21 protein-coding genes are annotated in these 26,102 nt (G+C 72.2%); 10 read left to right on the top strand and 11 right to left on the bottom strand.

All coding sequences use genetic code 11. The annotated features are described in order from the left end of the window. Positions 1-4 precede the first annotated feature (4 nt). Entirely contained in the window at positions 5-661 is a 657-nt protein-coding gene (locus OG386_RS31790) for an MBL fold metallo-hydrolase (protein ID WP_328790957.1), read from the top strand. A 219-nt stretch (positions 662-880) separates the two neighbouring features. Next, positions 881-2,212, top strand: a complete 1,332-nt coding sequence (locus tag OG386_RS31785; protein ID WP_328793435.1) for an MFS transporter — start codon at positions 881-883, stop codon at positions 2,210-2,212. A 14-nt stretch (positions 2,213-2,226) separates the two neighbouring features. Here OG386_RS31785 and OG386_RS31780 read toward each other — a convergent pair whose 3' ends face one another. From OG386_RS31780 to uvrB, 4 genes are all read right to left on the bottom strand, one after another. Continuing rightward, a complete protein-coding gene (locus OG386_RS31780) occupies positions 2,227-3,210 on the bottom strand; it encodes a TerC family protein (protein ID WP_328790956.1) in 984 nt (327 codons plus the stop codon). A 238-nt stretch (positions 3,211-3,448) separates the two neighbouring features. Continuing rightward, positions 3,449-5,410 carry a TerD family protein gene (locus tag OG386_RS31775; protein ID WP_328790955.1) on the bottom strand — a complete coding sequence of 654 codons (1,962 nt, stop codon included), beginning with the start codon at positions 5,408-5,410 and terminating at the stop codon, positions 3,449-3,451. 43 nt (positions 5,411-5,453) lie between these two features. Continuing rightward, positions 5,454-6,032 carry a TerD family protein gene (locus OG386_RS31770; protein WP_030762430.1) on the bottom strand — a complete coding sequence of 193 codons (579 nt, stop codon included), beginning with the start codon at positions 6,030-6,032 and terminating at the stop codon, positions 5,454-5,456. Positions 6,033-6,119: 87 nt separating this feature from the next. Beyond that, on the bottom strand, positions 6,120-8,276 hold the full coding sequence (gene uvrB / locus OG386_RS31765) for an excinuclease ABC subunit UvrB (RefSeq protein WP_327386071.1): 2,157 nt from the start codon (positions 8,274-8,276) through the stop codon (positions 6,120-6,122). Between the two features lie 234 nt (positions 8,277-8,510). On the opposite strand from uvrB, the gene OG386_RS31760 reads away from it, so the two are divergent. The 3 genes from OG386_RS31760 to OG386_RS31750 all read left to right on the top strand — a co-directional run bounded on the left by OG386_RS31760 (position 8,511) and on the right by OG386_RS31750 (position 11,662). After that, positions 8,511-9,455 carry a glycerophosphodiester phosphodiesterase gene (locus tag OG386_RS31760; RefSeq protein WP_328790954.1) on the top strand — a complete coding sequence of 315 codons (945 nt, stop codon included), beginning with the start codon at positions 8,511-8,513 and terminating at the stop codon, positions 9,453-9,455. Between the two features lie 124 nt (positions 9,456-9,579). After that, on the top strand, positions 9,580-10,143 hold the full coding sequence (locus OG386_RS31755) for a methylated-DNA--[protein]-cysteine S-methyltransferase (RefSeq protein ID WP_328790953.1): 564 nt from the start codon (positions 9,580-9,582) through the stop codon (positions 10,141-10,143). Between the two features lie 283 nt (positions 10,144-10,426). Then, the gene (locus tag OG386_RS31750) at positions 10,427-11,662 is read left to right on the top strand and encodes an MFS transporter (RefSeq protein WP_405790681.1); all 1,236 of its coding nucleotides are present in this window, start codon (positions 10,427-10,429) and stop codon (positions 11,660-11,662) included. Here OG386_RS31750 and OG386_RS31745 read toward each other — a convergent pair. Then, positions 11,652-12,020: a cupin domain-containing protein gene (locus tag OG386_RS31745; RefSeq protein ID WP_328790951.1), complete on the bottom strand. Its 369-nt coding sequence runs from the start codon at positions 12,018-12,020 to the stop codon at positions 11,652-11,654. The two genes, OG386_RS31750 and OG386_RS31745, sit on opposite strands and share 11 nt — an antisense overlap. A gap of 97 nt (positions 12,021-12,117) precedes the next feature. Beyond that, on the bottom strand, positions 12,118-12,888 hold the full coding sequence (locus OG386_RS31740; RefSeq protein WP_328790950.1) for a class I SAM-dependent methyltransferase: 771 nt from the start codon (positions 12,886-12,888) through the stop codon (positions 12,118-12,120). Positions 12,889-12,970: 82 nt separating this feature from the next. Here OG386_RS31740 and OG386_RS31735 point away from each other — a divergent pair, with 82 nt between their 5' ends. Continuing rightward, the gene (locus OG386_RS31735; RefSeq protein ID WP_328790949.1) at positions 12,971-13,903 is read left to right on the top strand and encodes a pseudouridine-5'-phosphate glycosidase; all 933 of its coding nucleotides are present in this window, start codon (positions 12,971-12,973) and stop codon (positions 13,901-13,903) included. Then, the gene (locus OG386_RS31730; RefSeq protein ID WP_328790948.1) at positions 13,900-14,799 is read left to right on the top strand and encodes a carbohydrate kinase family protein; all 900 of its coding nucleotides are present in this window, start codon (positions 13,900-13,902) and stop codon (positions 14,797-14,799) included. Before OG386_RS31735 ends, OG386_RS31730 begins: the two co-directional genes overlap by 4 nt. Positions 14,800-14,832: 33 nt before the next feature. On the opposite strand, the gene OG386_RS31725 is transcribed toward OG386_RS31730, so the two are convergent. Together OG386_RS31725 and OG386_RS31720 are read right to left on the bottom strand one after the other, a co-directional pair. Then, the gene (locus OG386_RS31725; RefSeq protein ID WP_328790947.1) at positions 14,833-15,480 is read right to left on the bottom strand and encodes a uridine kinase; all 648 of its coding nucleotides are present in this window, start codon (positions 15,478-15,480) and stop codon (positions 14,833-14,835) included. 26 nt (positions 15,481-15,506) lie between these two features. After that, positions 15,507-16,727 carry an IS110 family transposase gene (locus OG386_RS31720; RefSeq protein WP_328790946.1) on the bottom strand — a complete coding sequence of 407 codons (1,221 nt, stop codon included), beginning with the start codon at positions 16,725-16,727 and terminating at the stop codon, positions 15,507-15,509. A gap of 300 nt (positions 16,728-17,027) precedes the next feature. Between OG386_RS31720 and OG386_RS31715 the strand changes: the two genes are divergently transcribed. After that, the gene (locus OG386_RS31715; RefSeq protein WP_328790945.1) at positions 17,028-18,473 is read left to right on the top strand and encodes a WGR domain-containing protein; all 1,446 of its coding nucleotides are present in this window, start codon (positions 17,028-17,030) and stop codon (positions 18,471-18,473) included. Here OG386_RS31715 and OG386_RS31710 read toward each other — a convergent pair. Beyond that, complete coding sequence (locus tag OG386_RS31710) at positions 18,426-18,830, bottom strand: cupin domain-containing protein (RefSeq protein WP_328790944.1); 405 nt, start codon at positions 18,828-18,830, stop codon at positions 18,426-18,428. The two genes, OG386_RS31715 and OG386_RS31710, sit on opposite strands and share 48 nt — an antisense overlap. 109 nt (positions 18,831-18,939) lie before the next feature. Between OG386_RS31710 and OG386_RS31705 the strand changes: the two genes are divergently transcribed. Beyond that, complete coding sequence (locus tag OG386_RS31705) at positions 18,940-19,638, top strand: DUF2293 domain-containing protein (RefSeq protein WP_376111547.1); 699 nt, start codon at positions 18,940-18,942, stop codon at positions 19,636-19,638. On the opposite strand, the gene OG386_RS31700 is transcribed toward OG386_RS31705, so the two are convergent. Continuing rightward, complete coding sequence (locus OG386_RS31700) at positions 19,631-20,320, bottom strand: chaplin (protein ID WP_328790942.1); 690 nt, start codon at positions 20,318-20,320, stop codon at positions 19,631-19,633. The genes OG386_RS31705 and OG386_RS31700 overlap by 8 nt on opposite strands. 163 nt (positions 20,321-20,483) lie before the next feature. Here OG386_RS31700 and OG386_RS31695 point away from each other — a divergent pair, with 163 nt between their 5' ends. After that, complete coding sequence (locus tag OG386_RS31695) at positions 20,484-21,023, top strand: hypothetical protein (protein ID WP_328790941.1); 540 nt, start codon at positions 20,484-20,486, stop codon at positions 21,021-21,023. On the opposite strand, the gene OG386_RS31690 is transcribed toward OG386_RS31695, so the two are convergent. Further along, positions 21,013-25,950, bottom strand: coding sequence for a DUF3320 domain-containing protein (locus tag OG386_RS31690; protein ID WP_328790940.1), 4,938 nt, complete (start codon positions 25,948-25,950; stop codon positions 21,013-21,015). The genes OG386_RS31695 and OG386_RS31690 overlap by 11 nt on opposite strands. Positions 25,951-26,102: the final 152 nt, after the last annotated feature.

Below are 26,102 nucleotides of genomic sequence, written 5' to 3'. Positions count from 1 at the left end.
AGACATGACGTACACCGGAGAGGTCAAGGTCGGCGGTCCCGCCGACGTGCACGAACTCGCGGACCTGATGATTTCCAAGGTCGCGGTGGGCCCGATGCACAACAACGCCTACCTGCTGCGCTGCCGCGCCACCGACGAGCAGCTGCTCATCGACGCCGCCGCCGAGCCGGAAGCCCTGCTCAGCCTGATCGGCGACGACGGCATCACGTCCGTGGTCACCACCCACCAGCACGGCGACCACTGGGGCGCCCTCGCGGAGGTCGTCGAGGCGACCGGCGCGCGCACCTACGCGGGCGCCTACGACGCCGAGGGCATCCCCGTGGCGACCGACGTGCTCGTCGCCGACGGGGACACCATCACCGTCGGGCGGGTCTCCCTGACCGCCCGCCACCTGGTCGGACACACCCCCGGCTCGATCGCGCTGGTCTACGACGACCCGCACGGCCACCCGCACGTGTTCACCGGCGACTGCCTCTTCCCGGGCGGCGTCGGGAACACCCACGACGACCCGAAGGCCTTCGCCAGCCTGATCGACGACGTGCAGCACAAGATCTTCGAGCAGCTGCCGGACGAGACCTGGGTCTACCCGGGCCACGGCAACGACACCACCCTCGGCGCCGAGCGTCCCCACCTGGCCGAATGGCGCGAGCGCGGCTGGTAGGCACCGCAACGCGTCAACTTCCGGGCGCGACACACTCCTTCCGGTCGCTTGCGACCGAACCCACGCCCTGAGCGGCGGGGAACGGGTAGTTGGTGCGGCATGCCACACGACCCGTCCCCGCCCCTGGCCTCCGCCGCCCCCGCCCCTTCCTCCGCACCTTCCCCCGACGTGCCGCCCGAGACCCCGTCAGCCGGGGCCGACGCCTGCGCCGGGCCCGGCATGCTGCGGCTGGCCACGGCCTCGCTCGCCGGGACCGCGATCGAGTTCTACGACTTCTTCGTGTACGGAACGGCCGCCGCCCTCGTGCTCGGCCCGCTCTTCTTCCCCTCCTTCTCCCCGCTCGCCGGCACCCTCGCCGCCTTCGGCACCTTCGGCGTCGGCTTCCTGGCCCGCCCGCTCGGCTCGGCGGCCTTCGGCCACATCGGCGACCGCTACGGCAGGCGCCCGGTGCTGCTCGCCTCCCTCCTGCTCACCGGCCTCGCCACGGTGGCCGTCGGCTGCGTGCCCTCGTACGGCTCGATCGGCATGGCCGCGCCCGTCCTCCTGCTCCTGCTGCGCTTCCTCCAGGGCCTCGGGCTGGGCGGGGAGTGGGGCGGCGCCGTCCTGCTGACCGCCGAACACGCCCCCGAGGAGCGGCGCGGGCTGTGGTCGAGCTTCCCGCAGATGGGCCCGCCGGTGGGCTTCCTGCTCGCCAACGGCCTGATGCTGGGGCTGTCCGCGTCACTGACCGACGCCCAGTTCACCGCCTGGGGGTGGCGGGTGCCGTTCTGGGCGGCCGGGGTGCTGGCGCTGGCCGGGCTGTGGCTGCGCCGCTCGGTGGAGGAGACCCCGCAGTTCCGGGCGCTCGCCGCGACGGACCGGCGCGCCGAGGCCCCGCTGGCCGAGGTCTTCCGGGGCCACTGGCGGCTGCTCCTGCTGACCGGCGGGGCGCTCGCGATCGGGTACGCCGCCTTCTACGCGGTCACCACCTGGTCCCTCGCCTACGCCACCGACCACCTCGCGGTGGGCCGCACGGCGATGCTGGCCTGCATCATGGTCGCGGTCGCGGTCATGGGCCTGGTGACCCCGCTGGCCGCGGTGCTCGGCGACCGATACGGGCGGCGGCCGCTGTGCCTGATCGGGTGCACGATCTGCGTGGTGTGGATGTTCCCGCTGGTGGCGCTGTTGCGGACGGCCGATCCGCTGCTGATGACGGTGGGCTTCGTCGGGGCGCTGGTGGGCATGGTGACGATGTTCTCGGTGGTGGCCGCGTACCTGCCCGAGCTGTACGCGCCACGGATCCGCTGCACGGGCGCGGCCGTCGGCTACAACCTGGGCGGGGTGCTGGGCGGGGCGCTGACCCCGATCGTGGCGACGGCGCTGGCGGACGGTTCCGGTCCGCCGTGGGGCGTCGCGCTGTACCTGACCGGGATCGCCCTCGTCAGCCTGGTCTGTTTCGCGGTGCTGCCGGAGACCGGTCCGGCGGCCGTGTCGAAGCGGGCGGCCGCGGGCCGGACGACGGGAACGGGGGCGACGGAAACGGGGGCGGCCGAAACGGCCGCCCCCGCGTAGGTCCTTCGATCCGGTTACGCGTCGACGTTCTCCGGGCGGGCGGCGGTCTCGGCCGCCGCCTGCTTCTTGGAGGCCATCAGGCTGGTGATCGTGGTGATGACCAGGACACCGCAGATGACGCCGAGGGAGACCGGGATCGAGATCACCGGAACGTGGACGCCGTTCTCGTGCAGGGCGTGCAGCACCAGCTTGATGCCGATGAAGCCCAGGATGATCGACAGGCCGTAGCTGAGGTGGACCAGCTTCTTCAGCAGGCCGCCGATGAGGAAGTACAGCTGGCGCAGGCCCATGAGGGCGAAGGCGTTGGCCGTGAAGACGATGTACGGGTCCTGGGTGAGGCCGAAGATCGCCGGGATGGAGTCCAGGGCGAACAGCACGTCGGTGGTGCCGATGGCGAGCATGACGACCATCAGGGGGGTCAGCACGCGCTTGCCGTTGTTGACGATGAAGAGCTTGGTGCCGTGGTACTGGTCGGCGACGCCGAACTTCTTCTCGACGGACTTGAGGAGACGGTTCTCCTCGAACTCCTCGTCGTCCTCGTCCTTGCGGGCCTCCTGGATCAGCTTCCACGCGGTGTAGATCAGGAACGCACCGAAGATGTAGAAGACCCAGGAGAAGCTGGCGATGATCGCGGCGCCGGCGGCGATGAAGACCGCGCGCAGGACCAGGGCGATCAGTACGCCGATGAGCAGCACGCGCTGCTGGAGGTGGGACGGCACCGCGAACTTCGCCATGATCAGGACGAAGACGAAGAGGTTGTCGACGCTCAGCGACTTCTCGGTGATGAAGCCCGCGAAGAACTCCTGGGACGCCTGGGGGGTGCCGAAGAACCACAGGCCGAGGCCGAAGAGTGCGGCGAGGACGATCCAGACGACCGTCCAGGTGCCGGCCTCCTTGATCGACACGTCGTGCGGCTTGCGGCCGATGAAGAAATCGGCACCGATGAGGAGGGACAGACCGAGAATGGTCGCGACCCAAAGGGCCCAGGAAACTTCCATGGTGAACACGCCTCCGGCGGATGGCTCAGCACTTCGTCAGCGTCATCGCTGCCGGAGGTCTCTTCCACCCGGACGGCCTGGAGGCCGTGGGCCGACGCCCCGGGACAGACTGCGTTCGTGTGACCGCAGTGGTCCGTATTGACGGGTACGCCGTAGCAGGAAAGCAGGAATACTCCCCTCCGCACGTACGAGCTTACCCGCCGAGGGCGGCAAAGGTAAAGGGAACACCAAAGGATGGTCACGGACGGGTAGTGCGCCGGGCCTCCGCCACCCGGTCCAGTGCCTGGTCGAGGACCCTGCTGCCCTGCGGGGGCAGGTCCGGTTCGAAGGTCCAGGCGTGATGGACCCAGGGGTCGGCGAGGTGGTTGTCGGGCACCGGCGAGAGCCGCATCAGGGAGCGCCACAGCGGATCGAGCAGCGGCCCGTAGGCCGAGGCCTCGTCACGGTCCGCGACCATCAGCAGGTGCACGCCGACCGACGCGCCCTCGTCGGCGAGGTAGCGCAGCTGGGTGACGGCGCGGTCGTCGAAGCCGTGCGGGAAGTCGTGCACGATCAGCAGCTGGTCGGCCGTGTCCACGTCCGGCGGCAGGTCCTCGGGGGCACCGGCCCGCAGTGCCATCTGTACGAGGTCCACCCGTCGGGTCAGCCGCGCCAGGGTCTGGGTGACCCCGGTGGCCCCGGCGGCGGGCGGGCCGGCCAGTACCCCGGCGCGTACGAGGGGCGCCAAGGAGGCGGATCCGGCCCCGGCCGCGTCGATGACGTGCACGGAGAACCGGTCGGCGGGGTGGACGGCGAGCAACCGGACCGCCAGGGCGACGGCCATGTCCATGGCGGCCCGGCGCAGCCGGTCGGTGTCCATGGTCATCGCGGCCTCGGAGCCGGTGCGGCCGTTGTCGATCCAGAGCCCGCGCTCCAGCGGGACCCGGGTCAGCATGGGGATGCGCAGATCGGGCCGCTCGGGCAGGTGCAGGTCCCCCAGGCGCAGGGCCAGCGGGCTCTCCTCGGGCGTGCGGTGACCGTGCCAGACGGGGTTGTCCCAGCGGGCGTACGCCGCCGGCAGCGCGGGCTCGACCACCTCCGACTCGGCGATCAGCTGGGCCAGGTCCCGGTCGAGGACGGCCTGGGCCTGGGCGACGAGCTCGTCGCGGCGGGCCCGCGCGGTGTCGCGGGCGGCGTTCCCGGAGCCGCCGAGGCGGTGGCGCGGGTCGGACAGGGCCTCGTCGAGCTCGCGGTCCATGCGGGAGTCGGCGAACTCGACGGCGCTGCGGTAGGCGGCGACCGTGCGGGCCAGGTCCTCGAACATCCCCCAGACCTGGTTGTAGAGCCGCTCCTCCATGGACCAGCCGCTGGCGTCGCCGGCGACGGGCCGCGGGTGCTGTCCGGGTTCGTCCGGTGCGGTGGCCCGCGGTGCGGGCTCGGGCGGCTCGGTGCTGGTGCGGCGGCGGCGCGGGTGGGCGTAGCTGATGGTGGGCGGGGACGTTGCGGTGTCGCCACCGGACGCGGGTCCGGGCGTACCGGCGTACGGGTGTCCGGAGACGGGGACCGGGTCCGGCGGTTCGGGGGCGGGCGCGGGGGCCTGCGCCGGGGTCTGCGGGGCGCGCAGGTCGCCGACGAGGGTCGGCATGGTCGCGAGGGTGGCGTCGGCTCCCGCGGTGCGCGGGGTCGTGCCGAGCACGGCGGCGGCCAGCTCCGCGGCGGCCGGGGCGGGCAGCCCGCCGTCGGCGAGCAGGGCGCCGAGGCCCTCGGCGTAGCCCTGGCCCACGGCGCGGACCTTCCAGGCGCCCTGGCGCCGGTACAGCTCCAGGGCGACGACGGCCGTCTCGGCGTCGAGCCCCGTCAGGGTGTAACCGGCGAGCTCGGCGCCGTCCGGGTCGGCCACGGCCACGTAGGAGGCCGGTACCGCGCCGAAGCGGACCGGGCCGCCGGGCGGGAGGACGAGCAGTACGCCGAGCCGGTGGACGTCCGCCGCGACCTCGTCGAGGTCGACGGCGAAGGTGTGCCGCTCGGCGAGTTCGCCCGAAGACTCGACGCCGGGAAGGGACCTGGCGCCCGGGTGGGCGAGCATCCCGTTGCCGGCGAACCGGCCCTGTTCGTCAGCGAGCGAGGCCAGGGCGAGCACGGGCGTGCCCGCCGAAACCCTGATCTCCACCCGGCTCTGGGACACGGGGTGGTTCTGCCCCCGGACCAGTTCGGCCGTCATCGTGCAGCCCCTCCCCCGTGCCTTCTTCTCTCGTCCGGTACTGCTACAGGTGCGGCAGGATCGCCGGCATGAGGTCCTGGAAGGTGCGGCCGTTGGCCGGGTTCCCGAGGGCCGTCATCTGCCAGCCGGCGCCCGCCCGGGACACCTTGGCCATGATCTGCGCGGTGTACTGACCGCCGCCGTCGAGGGTGTAGCGGGCCAGCTCCTGGCCGTTGGTCTCGTCGACGATGCGGCAGAACGCGTTCTGCACTTCCTGGAACGTCTGGCCGGTGAAGGAGTTCACCGTGAAGACGATCTGGTCGATGTGCACCGGCACGCGCTGGAGGTCGACGAGGATCGCCTCGTCGTCCCCGCCCTGGCCGACGCCGCCGACGAGGTTGTCACCGGTGTGGCGCACCGAGCCGTCGTCGCTCTGCAGGTGCCGGAAGAAGACCACGTCGACGGGCTGCTTGTCGGCGAAGAGCACCGCCGAGGCGTCGAGGTCGATCTCCCGCGTCCGCGAGCCGAACAGTCCGCGGCGCTTCGCCGCCTGCCAGCCGAGGCCCATCCGGACCGCGGTCAGCGTGCCTCCGTCCGCCTTCTGCAGACTGATGGCCTGACCCTTGGTCATGTTGACCGTCACGTACTGTCCCCTCTCCCTGGCCCGCCCGATGACGGGCGTGCAGCATGTACCTGCGGCTGTGACCCAACCCTACTGACCGGCCCCCGGTCAGGCGAGGCCCGCTTCCTTCATCTGCCGCAACTCCTTCTTCAGCTCGCCGACCTCGTCCCGGATCCGGGCCGCGACCTCGAACTGGAGCTCGGCGGCCGCCCCGCGCATGCGTTCGGTCATCTGCTCGATGAGTGCGGCCAGTTCGGCTGCGGGCCGGTCGGTGAGCACCTCGGCACCCGCCGCCCCCTTCGCACCCTTCGCACCCTTTCCGCCCGCCTTGCCCGCGACCGCCCGGCCGCCGAGCGCCGGCACCGGGGCCTTGGCGCCCTTGCCGTCCTTCGCCTGCCGGTATCCGGTGCCGAGGAGCTCCTCGGTGTCCAGTTCCTCGCGGGCGATGGTGGCGACGATGTCGTTGATCTTCTTGCGCAGCGGCTGCGGGTCGATCCCGTTCGCCGTGTTGTAGGCGATCTGCTTCTCGCGGCGCCGGTTCGTCTCGTCGATGGCCTTCTCCATCGCCGGCGTCATCTTGTCCGCGTACATGTGGACCTGGCCGGACACGTTGCGCGCGGCGCGGCCGATGGTCTGGATCAGGGAGGTCCCGGAGCGCAGGAAGCCCTCCTTGTCGGCGTCGAGGATCGCCACCAGGGACACCTCGGGCAGGTCGAGGCCCTCGCGCAGCAGGTTGATGCCGACCAGGACGTCGTACTCACCGGCCCGCAGCTCGCGCAGCAGCTCGATGCGGCGCAGGGTGTCCACGTCGCTGTGCAGGTACCGCACCTGGATGCCGAGCTCCAGGAAGTAGTCCGTGAGGTCCTCGGCCATCTTCTTGGTGAGGGTGGTGACGAGGATCCGCTCGTCCTTCTCGACCCGCTGCCGGATCTCGTGGACCAGGTCGTCGATCTGCCCCTCGGTGGGCTTGACCACGACCTCGGGGTCGATGAGGCCGGTGGGGCGGATGATCTGTTCGACGAAGCCGTCGCCGCGCGAGAGCTCGTACTTTCCGGGGGTCGCCGACAGGTAGACGGTCTGGCCGATGCGTTCCTGGAACTCCTCCCACTTCAGCGGCCGGTTGTCCAGGGCGGACGGCAGCCGGAACCCGTGGTCGACCAGGGTGCGCTTGCGGGAGGCGTCGCCCTCGTACATCGCGCCGATCTGCGGGACGGTGACGTGCGACTCGTCGATGACCAGGAGGAAGTCCTCCGGGAAGTAGTCGATGAGGGTGTTGGGCGCGGAGCCGCGCTCGCGGTCGTCCATGTGCAGCGAGTAGTTCTCGATGCCGGAGCAGGACCCGATCTGGCGCATCATCTCCAGGTCGTACGTGGTGCGCATGCGCAGGCGCTGCGCCTCCAGCATCTTGCCCTGCTTCTCCAGCTCGGCGAGGCGCTCGGCCAGCTCCGCCTCGATGCCGCGGACCGCCTTCTCCATGCGCTCGGGACCGGCGACGTAGTGGCTGGCCGGGAAGACGTACAGCTCGCGGTCCTCGCTGATGACCTCTCCGGTCAGCGGGTGCAGGGTGGAGAGGGCCTCGATCTCGTCGCCGAACATTTCGATGCGGACGGCCAGTTCCTCGTAGACCGGGAAGATCTCGATCGTGTCCCCGCGCACCCGGAAGGTGCCGCGGGTGAAGGCGACGTCGTTGCGCGCGTACTGGATGTCCACGAAGCGGCGCAGCAGCTGGTCCCGGTCGATCTCCTCGCCCACTTTGAGGGAGACCATCCGGTCGACGTACTCCTGCGGGGTACCGAGACCGTAGATGCAGGACACGGAGGCGACGACGATCACGTCGCGCCGGGTCAGCAGCGAGTTGGTCGCGGAGTGGCGCAGCCGCTCCACCTCCTCGTTGATCGAGGAGTCCTTCTCGATGTACGTGTCCGACTGCGGTACGTAGGCCTCGGGCTGGTAGTAGTCGTAGTACGAGACGAAGTACTCGACGGCGTTGTTCGGCAGGAGCTCGCGGAACTCGTTCGCCAGCTGGGCGGCGAGCGTCTTGTTCGGCGCCATGACCAAGGTGGGGCGCTGGAGCTTCTCGATCATCCAGGCGGTCGTCGCCGACTTGCCGGTGCCGGTCGCACCCAGCAGGACGACATCCTTCTCACCTGCACGGATGCGCTTCTCCAGCTCGGCGATGGCCGCCGGCTGGTCGCCGCTGGGCTGGTAGGGGCTGACGACCTCGAAAGGCGCCACCGTGCGTTCGATCTTCGATACGGGCCGCATGGGTCAACCGTACGACCCCCCACTGACACTCACGCGCCCCCGCGGGTCGGCGGCGCGCTCCGACCGCTCCCGGCCGCCCGGACCGCTGTCATTCGTTCTGGTCCGTTTGTCGTAGTTCGGTGGCGGCTCAGTGATCTTCAACCCCATGATCGCGGTGAAGTGCATCGCCACAACGTCTGCCGCTCCGCACCCGTCTGACGCAGGAACAGGGCTCACGACCCGAGGAGAACGCACATGTACGTCCGACCCGCCGCCGCGGCCGCCGCCGCATTCCTGGGCTTCACTCTCACTCTGCTGGGCGGGACGGCCTCGTACGCCGCCACCGGTCCCGGATCCACCACCGGCACCGGCACCGGCACCGACACCGGGATCGGCACCGGCGCCGGCCGGGCCGCGCTGGGGGGCCCTGTCGTGTACGCCCACCGGGGGGCCTCCGCGTACGCCCCGGAGAACACCCTCGACGCGATCGACCTGGCGATGCAGATGGGCTTCGACTGGGTCGAGAACGACGTGCAGCGCACCAAGGACGGCGTGCTGGTGGTCATCCACGACGACACCCTGGCCCGGACCACCGACGTCGAGCAGCGGTTCCCGGGCCGGGCGCCCTGGAAGGTCCAGGACTTCACCTGGGCCGAGATCTCCGGGCTGGACGCGGGCAGCTGGTTCGGCGACGAGTACGCGGGCGCCTCCGTGCCGAGCCTGCGGCAGTACCTCGACCGGGTACAGCGCAACCGTCAGCGGCTGCTGCTGGAGATCAAGAAGCCGGAGCTGTACCCGGGGATCGAGGAGCAGACCCTGAAGGTGCTGGACGAGGCCGGCTGGCTCGACGCGCGCCACGTCGCGCAGCGCCTGGTGGTGCAGAGCTTCAGCGCGGACTCCGTGCGCATCGTGCACGGGCTGCGCCCGGACCTGGTGACGGCCTTCCTGGGCACCCCCACCGTGGCGGACCTGCCGCGCTACGCGGAGTTCACCGACCGCATCAACCCGTGGCACACGACGATCTCGGCCGACTGGGTCTCGGCCGTGCACGACCTGCGCGGCGCCCACGGCAAGGCCATGGAGGTGGACACCTGGATCGTGGACGACGCGGCCACCGCCCGGAAGGTGGAGGCCATGGGGGTGGACGGGATCATCACCAACGCCCCGGACGTGGTCCGGGACGCGGTCGGCGGGTTCTGACCCCCGGCCCCGGTCCGGGCGGACTGGCGGACCGGCAGTCGGGCAGTCGGGCAGTCGGGCGGGCGATGTGGCCAACATCCACAACCGTCACCGCCGTGTCGGTGGGGGGTCGTACCGTGGACGCGTGGACAGCACCGAGCGGCCCCGCGGGCCGCACCTCGAATGGACCGTCGTCGCCAGCGACATCGGGCCCCTGCTCCTGGCCGCGACCCCGGAAGGTCTGGTCCGGGTCGAGTTCCATGCCGAGCCGGACCGGGTCGACAGGATGATCCGCCCGCTCGTCTCCCGGCTCGGCGCCGACGCCCGGCGTCCCGCGCCGGGCGAGGAAGCGCTGCTGGCCGAGCCGATACGCCAGCTCACCGCGTACTTCGGGGGGTCGCTGCGCCGCTTCGAGCTGCCGCTGGACTGGCGCCTGAGCTCCGGCTTCAACCGGCAGGTGCTCCAGGAGCTGGACCGCTCCGTGCCCTACGGATCGGTCGTCGGCTACGGGGAGCTGGCCGCCCGCGTCGGACAGCCCGGCGCCGCCCAGGCCGTGGGCAACGCCATGGGCTCGAACCCGCTTCCGCTGGTGGTGGCCTGCCACCGGGTCGTGGAGAACGACGGGGGCATCGGCGGATTCGGCGGTGGGGTGGAGACCAAGCGGCAGCTGCTCGCACTGGAGGGCGTGCTCCCACAGCCGCTGTTCTGAAACAGGGTCCTGACCTGCGGGCCTGCCCCGCAGACAGGACTGCGGACCGGACCGCGGAGCGGCCGGGCTCCAGCACGGTTCCGCCGGGCGGTAAGGACTGGCACACTGCGGCGGTGACTACTCCTGCCGCCGCACCCGGCCTCCCCGCGTCCCCCGCGCCCCGTGTCACGCACCCGCTCAGCCGGTGTACGCCGTGACCGCCTCGCCCGGCACCGCCCGGCCCGTGCTGCCCCTCGACCCGCCCGAGCTGGCCCGGCTGCAGCGCCGCACCTCCCGGGTCCTCATGGCCAGCCAGGTCCTCGGCGGCCTCGGCGTGCCGATCAGCATCGCCCTGGCCCCCGTACTCGCCACCGAGGTCAGCGGTACCGAGGCGCTGTCCGGCGTCGCCTCCACCGCCGCGGTGATCGGCACCGCCCTCGTCTCACTGCCGCTCGCCGCGCTGATGAACGCGCGCGGCCGTCGCCCCGGGCTGGTCCTGGCCTACGGGATCGGCGCCGCCGGAGCCGGCCTCGTCGTCCTCGCCGCCACGATCGGGAGCTTCCCGCTGCTGCTGCTCGGCATGGCCGCCTTCGGCGCCGCCTCCTCCGCCAACTTGCAGGCCCGGTTCGCCGCCGCGGACCTCGCGGCCCCGGACCGCCGCGCCCGGGCCATCTCCGTCGTGGTCTGGGCGTCGACCGTCGGCGCGGTGCTCGGGCCCAACCTGTCCGCACCGGCCAGCCACAGCTTCGCCGGTACCGCGATACCCGAGACGGCCGGCCCGTTCGTATGGGCCGCCGTCGTCTTCCTGCTCACCGGCACGTTGATCGGCGTGCTCCTGCGCCCCGACCCGCTGCTGACGGCCCGGGCGCTCGCCGCGCCCGAGGAGCAGACCCGCGAAGGGCGCTCGCTGCGGGCCGGCTTCGCCGCAGTGAAGGCCTCGCCGCGGGCCCGGCTCGCCCTGCTCACCGTCGCCGTGTCGCACACCACCATGGTCTCGATCATGGTGATGACCCCGATGGACCTGGGTCACCACGGAGCCGGCCTGGAACTCATCGGGCTGGTGATCAGCGGTCACATCGCGGGCATGTTCGCCTTCTCCCCCGTGATGGGCTGGCTCGCGGACCGGCTCGGTCGGCTCTCCGTGATCGGACTGGCCGCGGGGCTCCTGTCCGTCGCCGCGCTGCTCGCCGGAACGGCCGGGCCCAGCCACGGCCGCAGCGCGCTCGGCCTCTTCCTGCTCGGCCTCGGCTGGTCCGCCGGGATGGTGTCCGGCTCGGCCCTGCTGACGGACTCGGTGCCGCAGCCCGCGCGGGCCGCCGTACAGGGGCTGGGCGACCTCACGATGAACGCGGCCGCCGGCGTGGGCGGAGCGGCCGCCGGACTCATCATGTCCGGGGCGGGCTACGGCTGGCTGAACGCCGTCGGCGCCGCGCTGCTGTTGCCGATGGCGGCGCTCGCGCTGTTCACCGCGCGCCGCCACCCCGTGCCCGGGGCCGCACCCGCGTCCGCTCCCACGTCCGCGAAGGGCGTCAGTAGCTGATGTGGTAGGCCTTGCGCAGCGTCTCGTGCACGGTCCAGGTGGTCCGGTCGCCCTCCCGGAGCACGCAGGCGGAGCCGGGGCCGACCTCCAGGGTCTCGCCGCCCTCGACCTCGACGGTGGCGCGGCCGCTGACCACCACGAAGAGCTCGTTCGCCTCGACGTCGGTAACGACACCGGGGGTGATCTGCCAGATCCCGCGCACCTGCTTGCCGTCCGCCGACTCCCACAGGACCTTGCCCGTCACGACGGGCTCGCCGGAGACGATCTGCTCGGGGTCGAGGTCGTCCGCCTCCAGTTCGACGTCCGCGACGGAAACGGAGAAGGAGGCGGGGGCGGGGGAGTGATCACTGGTGCTCATGCCGCGCCAGCCTAGTGCGGCCCGCCGCGCGAAGCGGTGACCACAGCGTCCAGGAACGGCCCGCCGGACGAGTCATCCTGTCCAGCGCCCGCCCCCGTCACGGCCCTGCCGGGCGCCTGGCGGCGAGTACCGGCTGGTGGAAGCCGGTGTCCGCCGGTGCGTGCCAGAGCGGGTCGGCGAACCCGACCCGTCGGACGTACCCGGCCGTCTCCCCCTCCGGCAGCGCCCAGTACGTGGCGCTCGACGTCCGCGTGGTCCAGGTGTCACCGGTCGGCAGCAGCTGGAAGAGCTCCACGTCGTACCGCTCCCCGTCGGCGTGCCACTGCCACAGCTGGAAGGTGATGGTCCGCCCGTCGGGGCCGGTGCGGACGCGCGGGGCCTCGCTCTGCGGGCGGGCCCCGAGCAGTTCGCCGTACGGACGGGTGGAGAGCAGCAGCAGTCCGCCGGGCCGCAGCACCCGCCGGGTTTCGGCCAGCGCGGCGCACACGTCCTCGGCGGTGAGCAGGTGCGGCAGCGCGTTGTCGGCGCAGACCACGGCGTCGAAGGAGGCGTCCGCGAAGGGCAGGGCCCGCATGTCGGCGACGGCGACGGGGAGGGCGAACGAGCGCTGTGCGGCCTCGCGGGCGGCGCGGGCCACGGAGGCGGGGCTCAGGTCGGTCCCGGTGACCCGATGCCCCAGTGCGGCAAGGCCCAGCGACTGGGTTCCGATGCCGCAGGCGTTGTCGAGCACGGTGTGCGGTCCGGGGCCCAGCGCGGCGGTGAGCAGGGCGTCGAGGGCCCGGCCCTGGCGGGCGGTGCTCGCGTCCCAGTCGGCGTAGATGAGGTCGTAGCGGTCGGCCAGCTCGTCGTAGAAGCCGCGCGTGTCCATGGGGGAACGCTACTCGGACAGGTTGGGACGGGTGTGGCGGGAGAGCGTTTGGGGGCGCCGATCCCGTGCCATGGATGGGGACATGTCACAGCACAGAGCATCTGAGATCCCGGTCCTGTCCGCAGAGGTACGCGAGGCGCTCGCCCGGGGGGAGCCCGTGGTGGCCCTGGAGTCGACGATCATCGCGCACGGTCTGCCCCGCCCCCGCAACCTGGCAGTGGGCCTCGAACTGGAGGCCCTGGTGCGTGCGGAGGGTGCGATTCCGGCGACGATCGCGGTCCTGGACGGGGTGGCGTACGCGGGCCTGGACAAGGCGCAGTTGGAGCGGATCGCGGGCGGCGAGGGCGTGCGCAAGCTCGGCCACCGGGATCTGGCTCCCGCGCTGGCGACGGGGGCGACCGGTGCCACGACGGTGTCCGCGACGGCCTTCCTCGCCGCCCGGGCGGGCCTGCGGGTCTTCGCCACGGGCGGGCTGGGCGGCGTGCACCGGGAGTGGGCGCAGACGCAGGACGAGTCGGCGGACCTGTCGCTGCTGGCCCGGACGCGGATCACCGTGGTGTGCGCGGGGGTGAAGTCGATCCTGGACGTGCCCGGCACGTTGCAGCGGCTGGAGACGCTGGGGGTGGGGGTGCTCGGCTACGGGACGGACCGCTTCCCCGGGTTCTATCTGGCCGACTCGGGCGAGCCGGTGGACTGGACGGTGCACGGGCCCGAGGAGGTCGCCGCGGTGATGGCCGCCCAGGACGCGCTGGGCGGTGCGGACTCGGCGCTGCTGGTGGCCAATCCGGTGGCGCGGGAGGAGCAGCTGGATCCGGAGCTGCACGACCGGGTACTGGCGGAGGCGCTCGCCGAGTGCCACGAGCGCGGGATCACGGGGCAGGCGGTGACGCCGTTCCTGCTGGGGTTCTTGGCACGGGCGACGGCCGGGGCCTCGCTGGAGGCGAACCTGGCGGCGGTGCGCGGCAACGTGCGGCTCGGTGCCCGGATCGCGGGGGCCTGGGCGGCACGGGCGTGACCGGGCCGGGGGCGCTGCTCGTCGTCGGGGACGTGGTGACCGACGTGGTGGCCATACATCCGGAGCCACTTGCTCCGGCCACGGACACGGCGGCCCGCATCCGGACCCTGCCGGGCGGCGCCGGGGCCAACGCGGCCTGCTGGGCGGCCCGTACGGGGACCGCCGAGGTACGGCTCCTGGCGCGGGTGGGCGCCGAGTCGGCGCGCTGGCACGAGCGGGCACTGGTGGACGCGGGGGTGCGGCCGCGGCTGGTGGTCGACGCGCAGGAGCCGACCGGGACGGTGGTCGCGCTGGTCGGCAAGGACGCGGAGCGGACGTTCCTGACCGACAGCGGGGCCTCGCTGCGGCTGTGCCCGGCCGACTGGAACCCCTCCCTGCTGGACGGGGCGTCCCATCTCCACCTGTCCGGTTACCTGTTCTTCGCCGACAGCAGCCGGGAGCTGGCCGTGATCGCACTGCGGGCGGCCCGGACCCGGGGGGTGCAGGTGAGCGTGGACCCCGCCTCGGCCGGATTCCTGGCGGGCCTGGGGCCGCAGCGCTTCCTGGACGCCGTGGCGGGGGTGGACGTACTGCTGCCGAACGAGGACGAGGCCCGGCTGCTGGCCGGGCTGCCGGAGCCGACGGGGGTGGCCCGCGCGGCGGCGGAGCTCAGCCTGCGGGTGCCATTGGTGGTGGTGACCCGCGGCGCGGCCGGGGCGCTGATCGCCGAACGCGGCCGGGTCACCGCCGAGGTCAGGGCGGAGCCGGTCGAGGCGGTGGACTCCACGGGCGCCGGGGACGCCTTCACCGGGGGCTTCCTCGCGGCCCGGCTGGAGGGCGCGGACCCGGCCGAGGCCGCCCGCGCCGGGTGCCGGGCCGCGGCCCTGGCGGTGACCCGGCCGGGCGGGCGGCCGTAGCGGGTGCCCTGGCGGTCGGACCGGACCGGCCCGTCAGCTGCTGCGGATGCCGGTCCAGGCGGGGTGGCGGGGGTCGTCGGCCCGGACCACCGCATCGGCGGCCGACCCCGGTTCGGTGTCGGCCTCGTAGCGCGCGAAGGCGGGCAGCGTCCAGCGCGCGGACTCCTCGGTGCGGCGGGCGAGCGCGCCGGCGGAGAGCCGGATGTGGACGCTGAGGTCGAAGGGGAACCAGTGGCCCAGCAGCAGCGGGCCGTGCACGAGCAGCACGCCGCCGGGCGGGAGCGCGACGTACGGACTGCGGGTCGCCCGGTCGGTCACCGGGTCCCAGAGGTCCGGCAGCACCCGCCCGCTGCCGCCGGGGTCGGTCGGGCCGAAGACCTCCCGCCAGAGCGCGGCCGTGTCGTACCAGCCGCCGAGGTAGGAGTCCACGTCCTGCCGGCCGAACTCGAAGCGGAGGGAGGCCGGCCGTAGGAAGCCGTCGGCCGGCACCACCAGGGACGGGCGGCCGCGCAGTCGCAGCGCTTCGGCGAGCCGACCGGCGAGCACGCCGGTCTCGGCGGCGGGGGCGCCGTCGATGCCCACCCGCTGCCAACTGCCCGGCCCGGGGGCACGGCCGGGGTCGTCGAGGTGACCGGCGAGCCGCTCGGCCATCCGCTGCCATGTGATCGCTTCCCACTGCACGGGCCCATTGAAGCTCCTATTGGCTGTCAAGCAGTGGTGAGCCAGTCGCGGTAGGCGTTGGCGAGGTTGTCGTCGCGGCGGGTGCCGCGTTCGATGCATGAGATGACCGATGGCCAGACGCCGAAGTGGTGGGCGATGGCGGTGAGGGTGATGTTCTTGGCCTGGCGTGTGGGCCGCAGGTCCGCGACCTCGGGGACGGCGACCGTCGTGGTGAGGTAGCGGAACACTTCCCGGGCGATGGCCCGTTTGAGGAGGCGGATGATCTCCTTCTTGGTCCGGCCGGCCGCGGTCTGGCGGGCCACGTAGTCGCGGGTGCGCTGGTCGCTGGCCATGCGGACGAGGGCTATCCGGTAGAGGGCCGCGTTGGCGGCGCGATCGCCGCCTCGGGAGAGGCGGTGACGGTTGGTCTTCCCGCTGGAGGCAGGAACGGGGGCGACCCCGCACAGGGCCGCGAAGGAAGCTTCGGTGCGGAGACGGTCGGAGTTGCCGCCTGCGGTGATCAGGAGCTGGGCCGCGGTGTCGGGGCCGACGCCGTAGGCGCCCCGCAGGCCCGGATTGTGTTCGGTGACCACACTGTCGAGTGTTGCTGTGAGCTCGTCGTGTTCAGCGGTCAGGGCCTGGACGCGTCGGGCGAGGCTCTTCAAAGCGCTCAGCACGGCGGTGTGGACGGCGTCTGTCGTTGCCGTGAGCCGCAGTCGTGCCAGGGCATCCATGAGCGGCTTTCCCCGCAGGGCCCGATAGCGGGCGCGGATGGTTTCGGGGGCGCTGACGAGGATGTGCCCGATCTGGTTCATGGCGGCGGTGCGGGCTTTGACCGTGGACCGGGCGGCGTTGTGGAGGGCGCGTATGCCAGTGACGGTCTCGTCCTTGGGCGCGCTGGAGGCGCGTCCGGAGAGTGCGGCGCGGGCGGCGGCGTAGGCGTCGATGGGGTCGGACTTGCCGCTGCGGCGGCGTTCGGCGCGGTCGGGGCGGTTGACTTCGAGCACGCTCAGGCCATCGGCGACGGCGGCGCGGGTGAACCCGGTTCCGTAGGACGCGGTGCCTTCCACGCCGATCGCGATCACGTCCCCGTGGGCGCAGAGGAAGGCCAGGGCTGCCGTGTATCCGGCGGTGGTGGTGGGGAACTCTGCGTCGGCGAGGTGGCCGCCGTTGTCGGTGATGACCGCGACGTGGATGGTGTCGGCGTGCGAGTCCACACCGCCGAACACCCACTGGCCGCTCGTGCCCGCTGTGTCCGCTGCTGTCATGCTGGAGGTGCCTTCCTAGCCGGAGGTGACACCGGCCAGGTGGGACAGACAGGACATTGAGGGGGCTTCTGACCAAGCTCCTATCAGGTCATGTTCCACCTGGCCGGAGCCATGAAGAACGGGCCCGGCAGCCGGACGGTACAGCGGGAAGACAGCCCAGCAGGGCGTCAGTCAGTGGCAGAGCCACGACCACCGGAACCCGCTACGAGTATCAATGTCAGTGGTGGGCCTTAGCGTTTTTCACGAGGGATCACCGGCCGAAAGGGAGCCGGCGGCGCTGCCTTTGGGAAGAGGTTTGTCATGGCTCGGGAGACGACGTATCTGGAGCTGTCGCAGGACGACGGCGCGGCGCACAAGTTCTACGAGGTGACCGTCGACGGCGCGTCGGTGTCCGTGCGGTACGGGCGCATCGGCGCGGACGGCCAGCTGCAGACCTCCGCGTTCCCGAGCGCCGAGAAGGCCCGCGCGGCCGCCGCGAAGAAGATCGGGGAGAAGGTGCGCAAGGGGTACGCCCCAGCCGTGCAGGGGCAGCGCGCCGCCCGGTCGGTGACCCGCCGCCAGGTGACCTCCGCGCCCTCGACGGCGCGCGCGGTGGCTCCGGTGCTGTGGCGCTTCCGGACCGGTTCGTCGGCCTTCGGCATCCATGTGGACGAGGACCGCTGCTGGGTCGGCAACCAGGCGGGCGACGTGTACACGCTGAGCCACGGCGGCGAGGTGCTCGCCCGGTATTCGCTGCCGGACGGGGTGAAGTGCCTGGTGGCGGACGAGTTCTGGATATACGCGGGCTGTGACGACGGCACGGTGTACGACCTGTCGTCGAAGGTGCCCTTCGGGGCCTACGCGATCGCGGCGGACGTGGACATCTACTGGCTCGACATCCACGAGGGCGTGCTGAACGTCTCCGACGCGAACGGCGGCCTGACCGTCATCGACCACGAGGACGAGCACCAGTGGTCGCGGAAGTCCGGCGGGACGGGCGCCTGGATGGTCCGGGCGGACGAGCGGGCGGTCTTCCACGGGCACAGCGGCGGTGTGACGGCGTACGCGGCGGACGGCAGCGGGCAGTTGTGGCACACCAAGACCCCCGGCGGGGTGCTGTTCGGTTGGCAGGAGGACCAGGCGGTGTACGCGGGCACGGTCCGCAACACCGTGCAGCGGCTCTCGAAGGCGACGGGGGCGGTGGAGGCCTCCTACGCGTGCGATGCCGCGGTGTACTCGTGCGCGACCTCGCCCGACGGACGGCACGTCTTCGCCGGCGACTCCTCCTCCTCGGTCTACTGCTTCGACGCCGACGGCCGACGGCTGTGGAAGCTGGGGACGGGCGGCGGGTCGGCACTCTCCATGCAGTACTTGGACGAGCGGCTGTACCTCGTCACCACGGACGGGTCGCTGGTCTGCGTGGACGCGACCGAGCAGGCGATCGCGGCGGCCCAGCAGGGCTCGGTGCCCGCGCCCGTGGACGTGAAGTCGGCGGCGGCGCTGCCGGTGTTCACCCCGGCCGCGTCGGCCTCGGCGGTGGCCACGGTATCGGTGGCCGCGGCGCCGGCCGGCGGCGTGGTGGTGGAGTGCGTCCAGCAGGGCGGCCGCATGCGGGTGCAGGTGGTGTCGGAGGGCTTCGAGCCCTCGTGGAACGTCCAGTTCCCGCGCGGGATACGGGAGCCCGGCGCCCGGTACGTGGTCGAGGGGCTGCACGCCGCCTCAGGGGGCTTCTATCGGGTTCGCGGAGAGATACGTCGGCTTGTGTGAGCGACAGGCCGCCTGCGTGGCACCGGCCGGTGCCGGGGTGGGTATCGAGAAGGGCGTCCCCACCGGGAGCGCTGGGGTCACATGGAGCACGACCGGCTCGGTGCCCAGGTTGTGGCCCAGGTGGATGTGGCCTATGCCCGCGGGCTCCACGAAGGTGGTCCCGGTCGTGTGCACCACGACGGTGCGGTCGTGCAGGACCCGGGTCAGGGTCCCGGCTATGACCACCGCCTCCAGTCTGACCCGGTGGAAGTGCCAGCCGGTGCATCCGCCCGGCGGTATGACTATCTCCCGGCCAGTCGCGGCCGTGGCGACGCTCGCTCCGCCCGGACGCGCCGTCATCGTCAGCTGCCCACCCATGTGCTCCTCCTCAACGGACCTCCTGCGGTCCACCGCCCCACGGTAAAAGGGCCGAGGGGCATCCAGGAACACTCGACGGAACATCAACATGCCTTCTTCACCAGGTGATATGAGGGTCATACAGCGGTATCACCCCTCTATGAGCCTGGTGGTTTTTGAGTCGCTGAAGCAGATCCACTGCGCCGACTGCCGGCAGGGCCCGCTCCGGCACCTCGTCCGCGAGTCCGGCGTACCCCGTTGCCTGGACTGCACGGATCTCGGCCATCTCGTCTATCTCCCGCGGGGGGACACGGCGCTCACCCGCCGCTCCCGCGAGGCCAGTTCGCTCTGCGCCGTCGTCGTGCGCTTCAACAAGCGCCGGCACCGCTACGAGCGCCTGGGCCTCCTCGTCGAGGAGGCCGCGCTGGCGCGCGCGGAGCGCGCCTGCCTCGCGGACTCCGAGGCGCGGGCACGCCGCCGGGAGCGCGACCGGCGGCGCCGTTCGGCCGAGGACACCCGCTTCACGGCGGCCTTCGCCGCCGAGATCGTGCGACTGTTCCCCGGTTGTCCCGCCGACCGGGCCGTGGCGATCGCCACCCACGCCTCGCTGCGCGGCAGCGGCCGGGTGGGCCGTACCGCGGCCGGCCGTGCCCTCGACGAACTGGCGGTGTCCGTCGCGGTTCGGGCGGCGGTGCGGCACACCGACACCGAGTACGACGCCCTGCTGATGGCGGGTGTCCCCCGGTTCGCGGCCCGTGCCCGGCTGGCCCCGCGGATCGACGCCATCCTGGACGGATGGCGTACGCCGCCCTCGGGGGAGATCAGTTGAGGCGGAAGCGGCGGTAGAGGAGTACTCCGCCGAGGAGGAGCCCGCCCGCGCCGGGGACCAGGTATCCGGCGCCATCGGCCCCGGTGTGGGCGAGGGCCTCGTGCCGCGGGGCCGCGGGCCGCGGGGCCTCGGGCGGGGTGACCCGCGTGACCGGCTTGGTGGGCACGGCCGGGACGACCGGGGTCACCGGCTTCTCGACGACGGGCGGCTGGACGGGCTTGCCGCCCGTGGGCTGCTCGCCGTTGACGGACGTGTTGCCCAGCGAGGGGTTGCCGATGCTGACCACGTTCACGGAGTTGCCGCTGACGTTCAGCGGGAGGTCGACCGGAAGCTGGAGCCCGTTGCCGGAGAGCACTCCGGGAGAATCCTTTCCGCTTCCCTGGGCGTGCGCCCCGCCGCCGTTGGCGCCTGCCGGTTTCGAAGAATGCGTCGAGCTGGCGCCGGACTGCCGGCCACCACCGCTCCCCGACGATGCGTTGCTACAGCGGTTCCCGGCGGCCGGGTTGAGTAGGCCGACCACGTTCACGGTGTTCCCGCACACGTTCACCGGGAGGTTCACCGGCAGTTGTACGAGGTTTCCGGACAGCAGTCCCGGCGAGCGCTCGGCCCGGCCACCCGCGTCCGCGTCGGCGTGGGCGAGTCCGCCCACACCCGCGACCGCCAGTCCGCCTCCCGCAACCATTGCCGCGATGAAGCCATTCCGACGACTGTGACGCATCAGTTTCCCTGCCTTCCGGATGAGTTCGCGGGTAATGTCCCCGCACCGGAAACAACGCTCTGACCCCATTCGGGTTATAGAGGCAGTAGACATTTCACTCATTCGTGTACTGGGTAGTGGTCACTTCATGACCGATCGCCCGCTGCTCCTCCTCGACGTGGACGGCCCCCTCAACCCGTTCCGCTCGCCCCTCGCCGGTTTGCGCGGATACCGGAGCCACCGGATGTGGCCCGACGTCTGGCTCTCCTACCGCGACCCGGAGTCCCGCAGGGCGCGGCGCGGCGCCCGGGTGCGCCTCCACCCGTCCCACGGCGCCCGGCTGCTGGCCCTGCCGTTCGAGCTCACCTGGGCCACCGCCTGGACGCACCAGGCCAACACGATGATCTCCCCGCACATCGGACTGCCGGGTGACCTCACCGTCGTCGAGTGGCCCGAACTCTTCGCCGACGACCCCGACGGCCTCTCGTGGAAGACCCGCCACCTCCGCGACTGGGCGGCCGGCCGCCCCTTCGCCTGGGTCGACGACATGATCACCCCGCGCGACCGCGCCTGGGTCGCCGAACACCATCCGGCTCCGGCCCTCCTGCTGCGCATCCACCCGCGCCACGGCCTGCGCGACCGGGACTTCATAACCCTGACCCGCTGGGCCGCCGGGCTCAGCGCGTAGCGACCAGCCGCTCCGGCGTCCCGGTGAGCGCGCCCCGGGTGAGGAGGTCCTTGACGTCCGCTTCGAGCGCGCTGCGGATGTCGGACCCCATGCGCTTCCAGCCGAAGAGCTCCCGGGTCTGCTGGAGCAGTTCCTCCGTGGTCATCCCCGGGCATTCCAGCGCCAGCTCCCTCATCGCCAGCCGTCGCTCGGCCGGTGAAACGTGGGCGATCTTGCGCGGCTGGTCCTCCAGCGGCGTGCGGGCACCCCGCAGCGGCCGACCGGCAACGTCCGCGAAGCCGCTCTCGTACTGCGCGATCCCGGCACGCGCCAGGGCGTGCAGCACCTGCTGGGCGTTCTCCACCATCCGCCTGCCCGACTTGCCGAGCCCCCAGGCTTCCCGCGCACGCTGGACCAGGAGGTCCTGATGGATCGGCCCCTCCACCTCGATGATCCGCGCCAGCACCTTCCGCAGTACGGGCCGCGCTTCGGGGGTGTGGAACTCCGGTACGGCCCAGGCGTCCACGCGGATCTCCGCGAGCACGTACCGCGTGCTCCAGTCGCGCACCGGCGCCCGGTCCACCAGGAAGACCCGCTCCGGCTCCGGGCGGGGTGTCGGGATCCGCGTCTCGGCGGTCTCCGTCTGCGCGCCGAGCGCGCTGCGGTCGGGCGGCCGTACCGTCTCCGGTCGTGCGAAGGGGTCGGTCGCCACCGCCGCCTCGACCGCCTCCTTCAGCCGGCGCTCCGCCTCCGGACGGTTGCGGTACCAGTCGGTGCCCCAGATCCGGTGCAGCGTCCAGCCGAGGCCTTCCAGTACCTGCTGGCGCAGCCGGTCCCGGTCGCGGGCCGCACGTGACGAGTGGTACATCGCCCCGTCGCATTCGATGCCGAGCGCGAACGAGCCCTGCGCCGCCGGGTGCCGCAGGCCGAGGTCGACCCGGTAGCCCGCGACGCCCACCTGCGGCTGCACCTCGTATCCCCAGTCGCGCAGGACCGCCAGCACCGACTCTTCGAAGGGGCTGTCCGGCTCGGCGTCCGCCAGCACGGTGTCCCTGGCGAGGACCGCGGGCCCGTTCTCCGCGTACTCGAGGTAGCGCTTGAGGTGCTGCACGCTCTCGTTGGGGCCGTCCTTGAGCTGGGATCCGTGGAACGAGGCGACCACCTCCACGCGGAACCGGGCCCGGGTGACGGCGACGTTGAGGCGTCGCCAGCCGCCTTCCCTGTTGATGGGACCGAAGTTGAGCCCCAGCACCCCCCGCTCGTCCGGCCCGTAACCGAGCGACATGATCATGATGTCCCGCTCGTCGCCCTGGACCGACTCCAGGTTCTTCACGAAGAACCCGTCGAGACGGTCCTCGGTGAAGCAGTGGTCGAGGTCCGGGCGGGCCAGCCGGGCCTGCTGCACGCATTCGTCGATCGCCGTCGCCTGGGCCTGCGAGAGCGCCACCACGCCGAGGCTGCGGCCCGGCCGGGTGTCGAAGTGGTGCAGCACGCGCTGCGCCACGGCCTCCGCCTCCCGCCGGTTGTCGCGGCGCCCGCCCCTGTCGTAGCAGCCGTCCACCTTGAAGAACTCCACCCCGATGTCGGGGCCGCGTTCCAGCGCCCCCGGGAAGGTCACCATGGCGTTGCCGTAGAAGGACCGGTTGCTGAAGGTGATGAGGTCCTCGTGGCGGCTCCGGTAGTGCCAGCGCAGCGGAAGCTCGCGCATCGCTCCCGCTTTGCACGCATGGAGCAGCGATTCGAAGGCGTCGGGCAGTTCCTCGTCGTACTCATCGCCCTCGTCCCCGACGGCCGAGTCGAAGAACGAGGTGGGCGGCAGCTGCTTCTCGTCGCCGGCGACGACCAAGGAACGGCCCCGGTACACACAGTTGACCGCATCACCGGGCCTGACCTGCGAAGCCTCGTCGAAGATCACCACGTCGAAGCGGTAGTCGGCCGGAAGGTACTGGCTCACCGAGAGCGGGTTCATCATGAAGCAGGGCTTGACGGCCTGGACCACCTCCCGCGCCTTGCCGAGGAGTTCCCGCACGGCCATGTGGCGGGTCTTCTTCTCCGCCTCGCGGCGGATCAGCGAGGCGCCTCCCGCGCCGAAGGCCTTGGGCTTGCGGCTGTTGCACGACTCGATGACGGCGCCGCTCGCCGCGGCCACCAGCATCCGGTCGGCCTCGCGGAAGCTCCGTACCCGGGCGTCGAGCTCCGCGGCGCGGGCCGTGCGCAGCCTGCCGTCGGCGGCGAGCAGCGTGTCGGCCCAGAGCTGGAGCAGGGCGCGCTCCACGACCTCGGGGAAGACCTCCGCGTCGATGCCCCGCTCCGCGGCCCGGGAGACGAGGTCGTCGAGCCCGCGGCCCCTCAGCACCGAGAGTGCGCTGCGGTAGGTCTGCCACTCCCCCGGGCCCGACGGATCCGCCGCCAGGACGTCGAGGGCGCGGGCGGCCTCCTCCAGCGTGCCGCCCAGGGCCGGCAACAGCTTCAGCCGGCGCCCGTCCTCGAACATCGCCGCGAGCCGCGCCGAGGTCTCGGTCCACCGTGCTGCGCGCAGGTCCACGGCATCGCACCAGTCGGCGAGGGAACCGCGGACGGCCTGGACCTGCAGCCCGGCGTATCCGTGGTCCGTGTCCGCTCCGTGCGCGAGGCGGTCGGACACGGCGCGCCGCTCGTTGCTCTCCGCGGTGAGCTCCGCGATCCGGGCTGCGTTGGCCAGAGCCTTGTCGAGCGCCGCGAATCCGTCGGCGCCGCCGGGCAGGTAGGGGCCCAGCAGCGCCCGGTGCTCCTCGGTCAGCCCCAGCACCCGGGCGCGGGCCTGCTGCCAGGCGAGCGCCTGCGCCAGTCTGCCGGGCAGGTGCTTGTCCCAGGCCCCGGTCACCGTGAGGGCGCTCGCCGCCTCCCGGTCGGCGCGGTACTGACCCTTGAAGCGGGCGGTGAGCCCGTGGTGGTCCTCGGCGAACCGACGCACCAGATCGGCGAGGGCCCCGTAGGTCAGGACCTGCGGTCCGAACACGTCCTGCGCCGCGCCGCGCGCCGCGTCCTCCTCGCCGACGGCCTCCTTGAGCTGCTCCGCCGCGGCCTGCGCCCGGCGCAGGTTCGCCACGTCGAACCAGTGCAGCGGGGGCCGGTGCTCGGCAGCTTCCAGGTCGACGAGCTCGAACAGCGCGAGTACGGACCCGATGTCCCGCGGTTTGCCCAGGCCGAAGCCCTCGGCGAGCTGTGCGATGACGGGCGAGTGGTCCTCGAACGGCGCGTTCGTCGAACCCGAGGTGCGTACGGGCAGCCCCGCGCGGAGGTCGTCCGCGATCCGCCGGACGTCACGGACCGTCTTCGGAAGGGGTGTGTCGGCCGCCAGGGGCCTACGTTCCGCAGCCGCCCGGAGCGACTGGAGGGCATCGGCGGCATCGGCGAGCGCCGTGGTCGCCGAGCCTCCTCCCGTCGCCTCGGGGTCACGCAGCCCCCACCAGGCGAAGGAGTCGCCTTCCGCGACGGGCCGCCAGGACCGGGCGACCGAGCGGGCGGCCGTGAGCACCTCGTGCAGTGCGGCGGCGCTGAGCGTGTCGGTGACGGCGGCGGCCCCGGAGGTGAGCGTCAGCTGTGGAACCTCCTGCCGACCGAGCAGTGCGAGCCGGCCCAACACGTCGTGCAGCGTGCGGCCGAGCGGCTGCCGCTCCTCGTTCATCGCGGCGGCGTAGGCGGACAGTTCCTCGCGCAGCCGCCTGGCCTCGTCGAGCTCGTGCTCGGCGGCCCCGGAGGCCCGCACTTCGGTCGTCAGCGCCCGGTCCAGTTCCTGGGCCACGGCCTTCTTGCTGGTGTCGCTGCTGTGCAGGGCCAGGACGAAGTCCCCGAGGCCGACGTCGGTCAGTCGATTGCGCACGACGTCCAGCGCCGCGGCCTTCTCACTGACGAACAGGACGGAGCGGCCGGAGTGCATCAGGGCCGCGATCATGTTGGTGATCGTCTGGCTCTTGCCGGTGCCGGGCGGGCCGCTCATCACGAACGACCGGTTCGCCATGGCAGCCGCGATGCACTGGCGCTGCGAGGCGTCGGCGTCCAGGACCAGCGGGGTCCGCTCGGGCAGTTGGACCTCGTCGATCCGCTCGATCGCGGGCGGATCGAAACCGATGACGTCGTCCGGGAGGCCCGAGTCCGGTCCCAGCCCGATCGCCCGGATGAGCGGGCTGGCGAGGATCGCCGCCTCGTTCTCCTTGAGGTCCTGGTACATGGCCTCCTTGTGGGCGGCGAACATGGCCAGGACCACGCTGTCACGGACCACCCAGCCGGTCTGGCCCGCGACGGCCGCCCGGGCCCCGGCCAGCACGGCCGCCGCGTCGAGGCAGTCGGTGTCCGCCACGGGCGTCCAGTCGACGCCGAGCTGGGCGAGCTTCACGGCGAGCGCCGGATTGTGCACCGCGTCCTGCTCCTCGGCCTCGTGCAGCCGGATCCTTCCCGTCCGGTCCCGCACGAGCTGTACCGGAACCAGCACGAGGGGCGCCGAACTGCTCTCGTGGGCTCCCTCTTCACACCAGTCGAGCATTCCTACGCCGACCCAGAGCACCCACAACCCGAAGTCGTTGAAGGTCTGGTTCGACTTCTGGCGCAGCTGCCGCAGGGCACTGTCGAGGGCCTGCTGGGTCTGTTTCTGCGTGAGGATCCCGTTGGCCGACCGGGATCGGGCCGCCCCCCGCGGCCCCTTGTCCAGGGTGACGCCGGACGGCTCCTCCTCGGCCTCGTCCACGGGAGCGAAGTCCCACCCGCGGTGCAGCTGTTCCAGCAGGGGGCCGGCGCCGGGCGAGGCGATGTCCAACGTGGAGGACCTGGTGTGGCGGAAGTTCAGCAGCCGGTTGCGGCCGCCCAGGTCGATGAGCGACTCGCGCCAGCCGCCCAGTACGGCCCTCAACGGCTCCGACCCCGGGTCGGCACCTGCGTCGAAAGGCTCGGCGTGCGCCGTCCGGCCGTGCATCTGGGGGTACCTCCGGGGCAGAAATCGACAGGACCGGGCAGAAGAGCCCGGCCCTTATCACGTTCTGGATCACCCAATCACACCCCGGCACGCAGAACGTCCGGATCTCACGGATCAGGACGTTCGGCCCGACCCGCCCGGACCGTCCTGGA

It is taken from the genome of Streptomyces sp. NBC_00273, from assembly GCF_036178145.1.
Taxonomy (GTDB): domain Bacteria; phylum Actinomycetota; class Actinomycetes; order Streptomycetales; family Streptomycetaceae; genus Streptomyces.
This window is presented reverse-complemented; position numbering and strand designations above follow the sequence as displayed.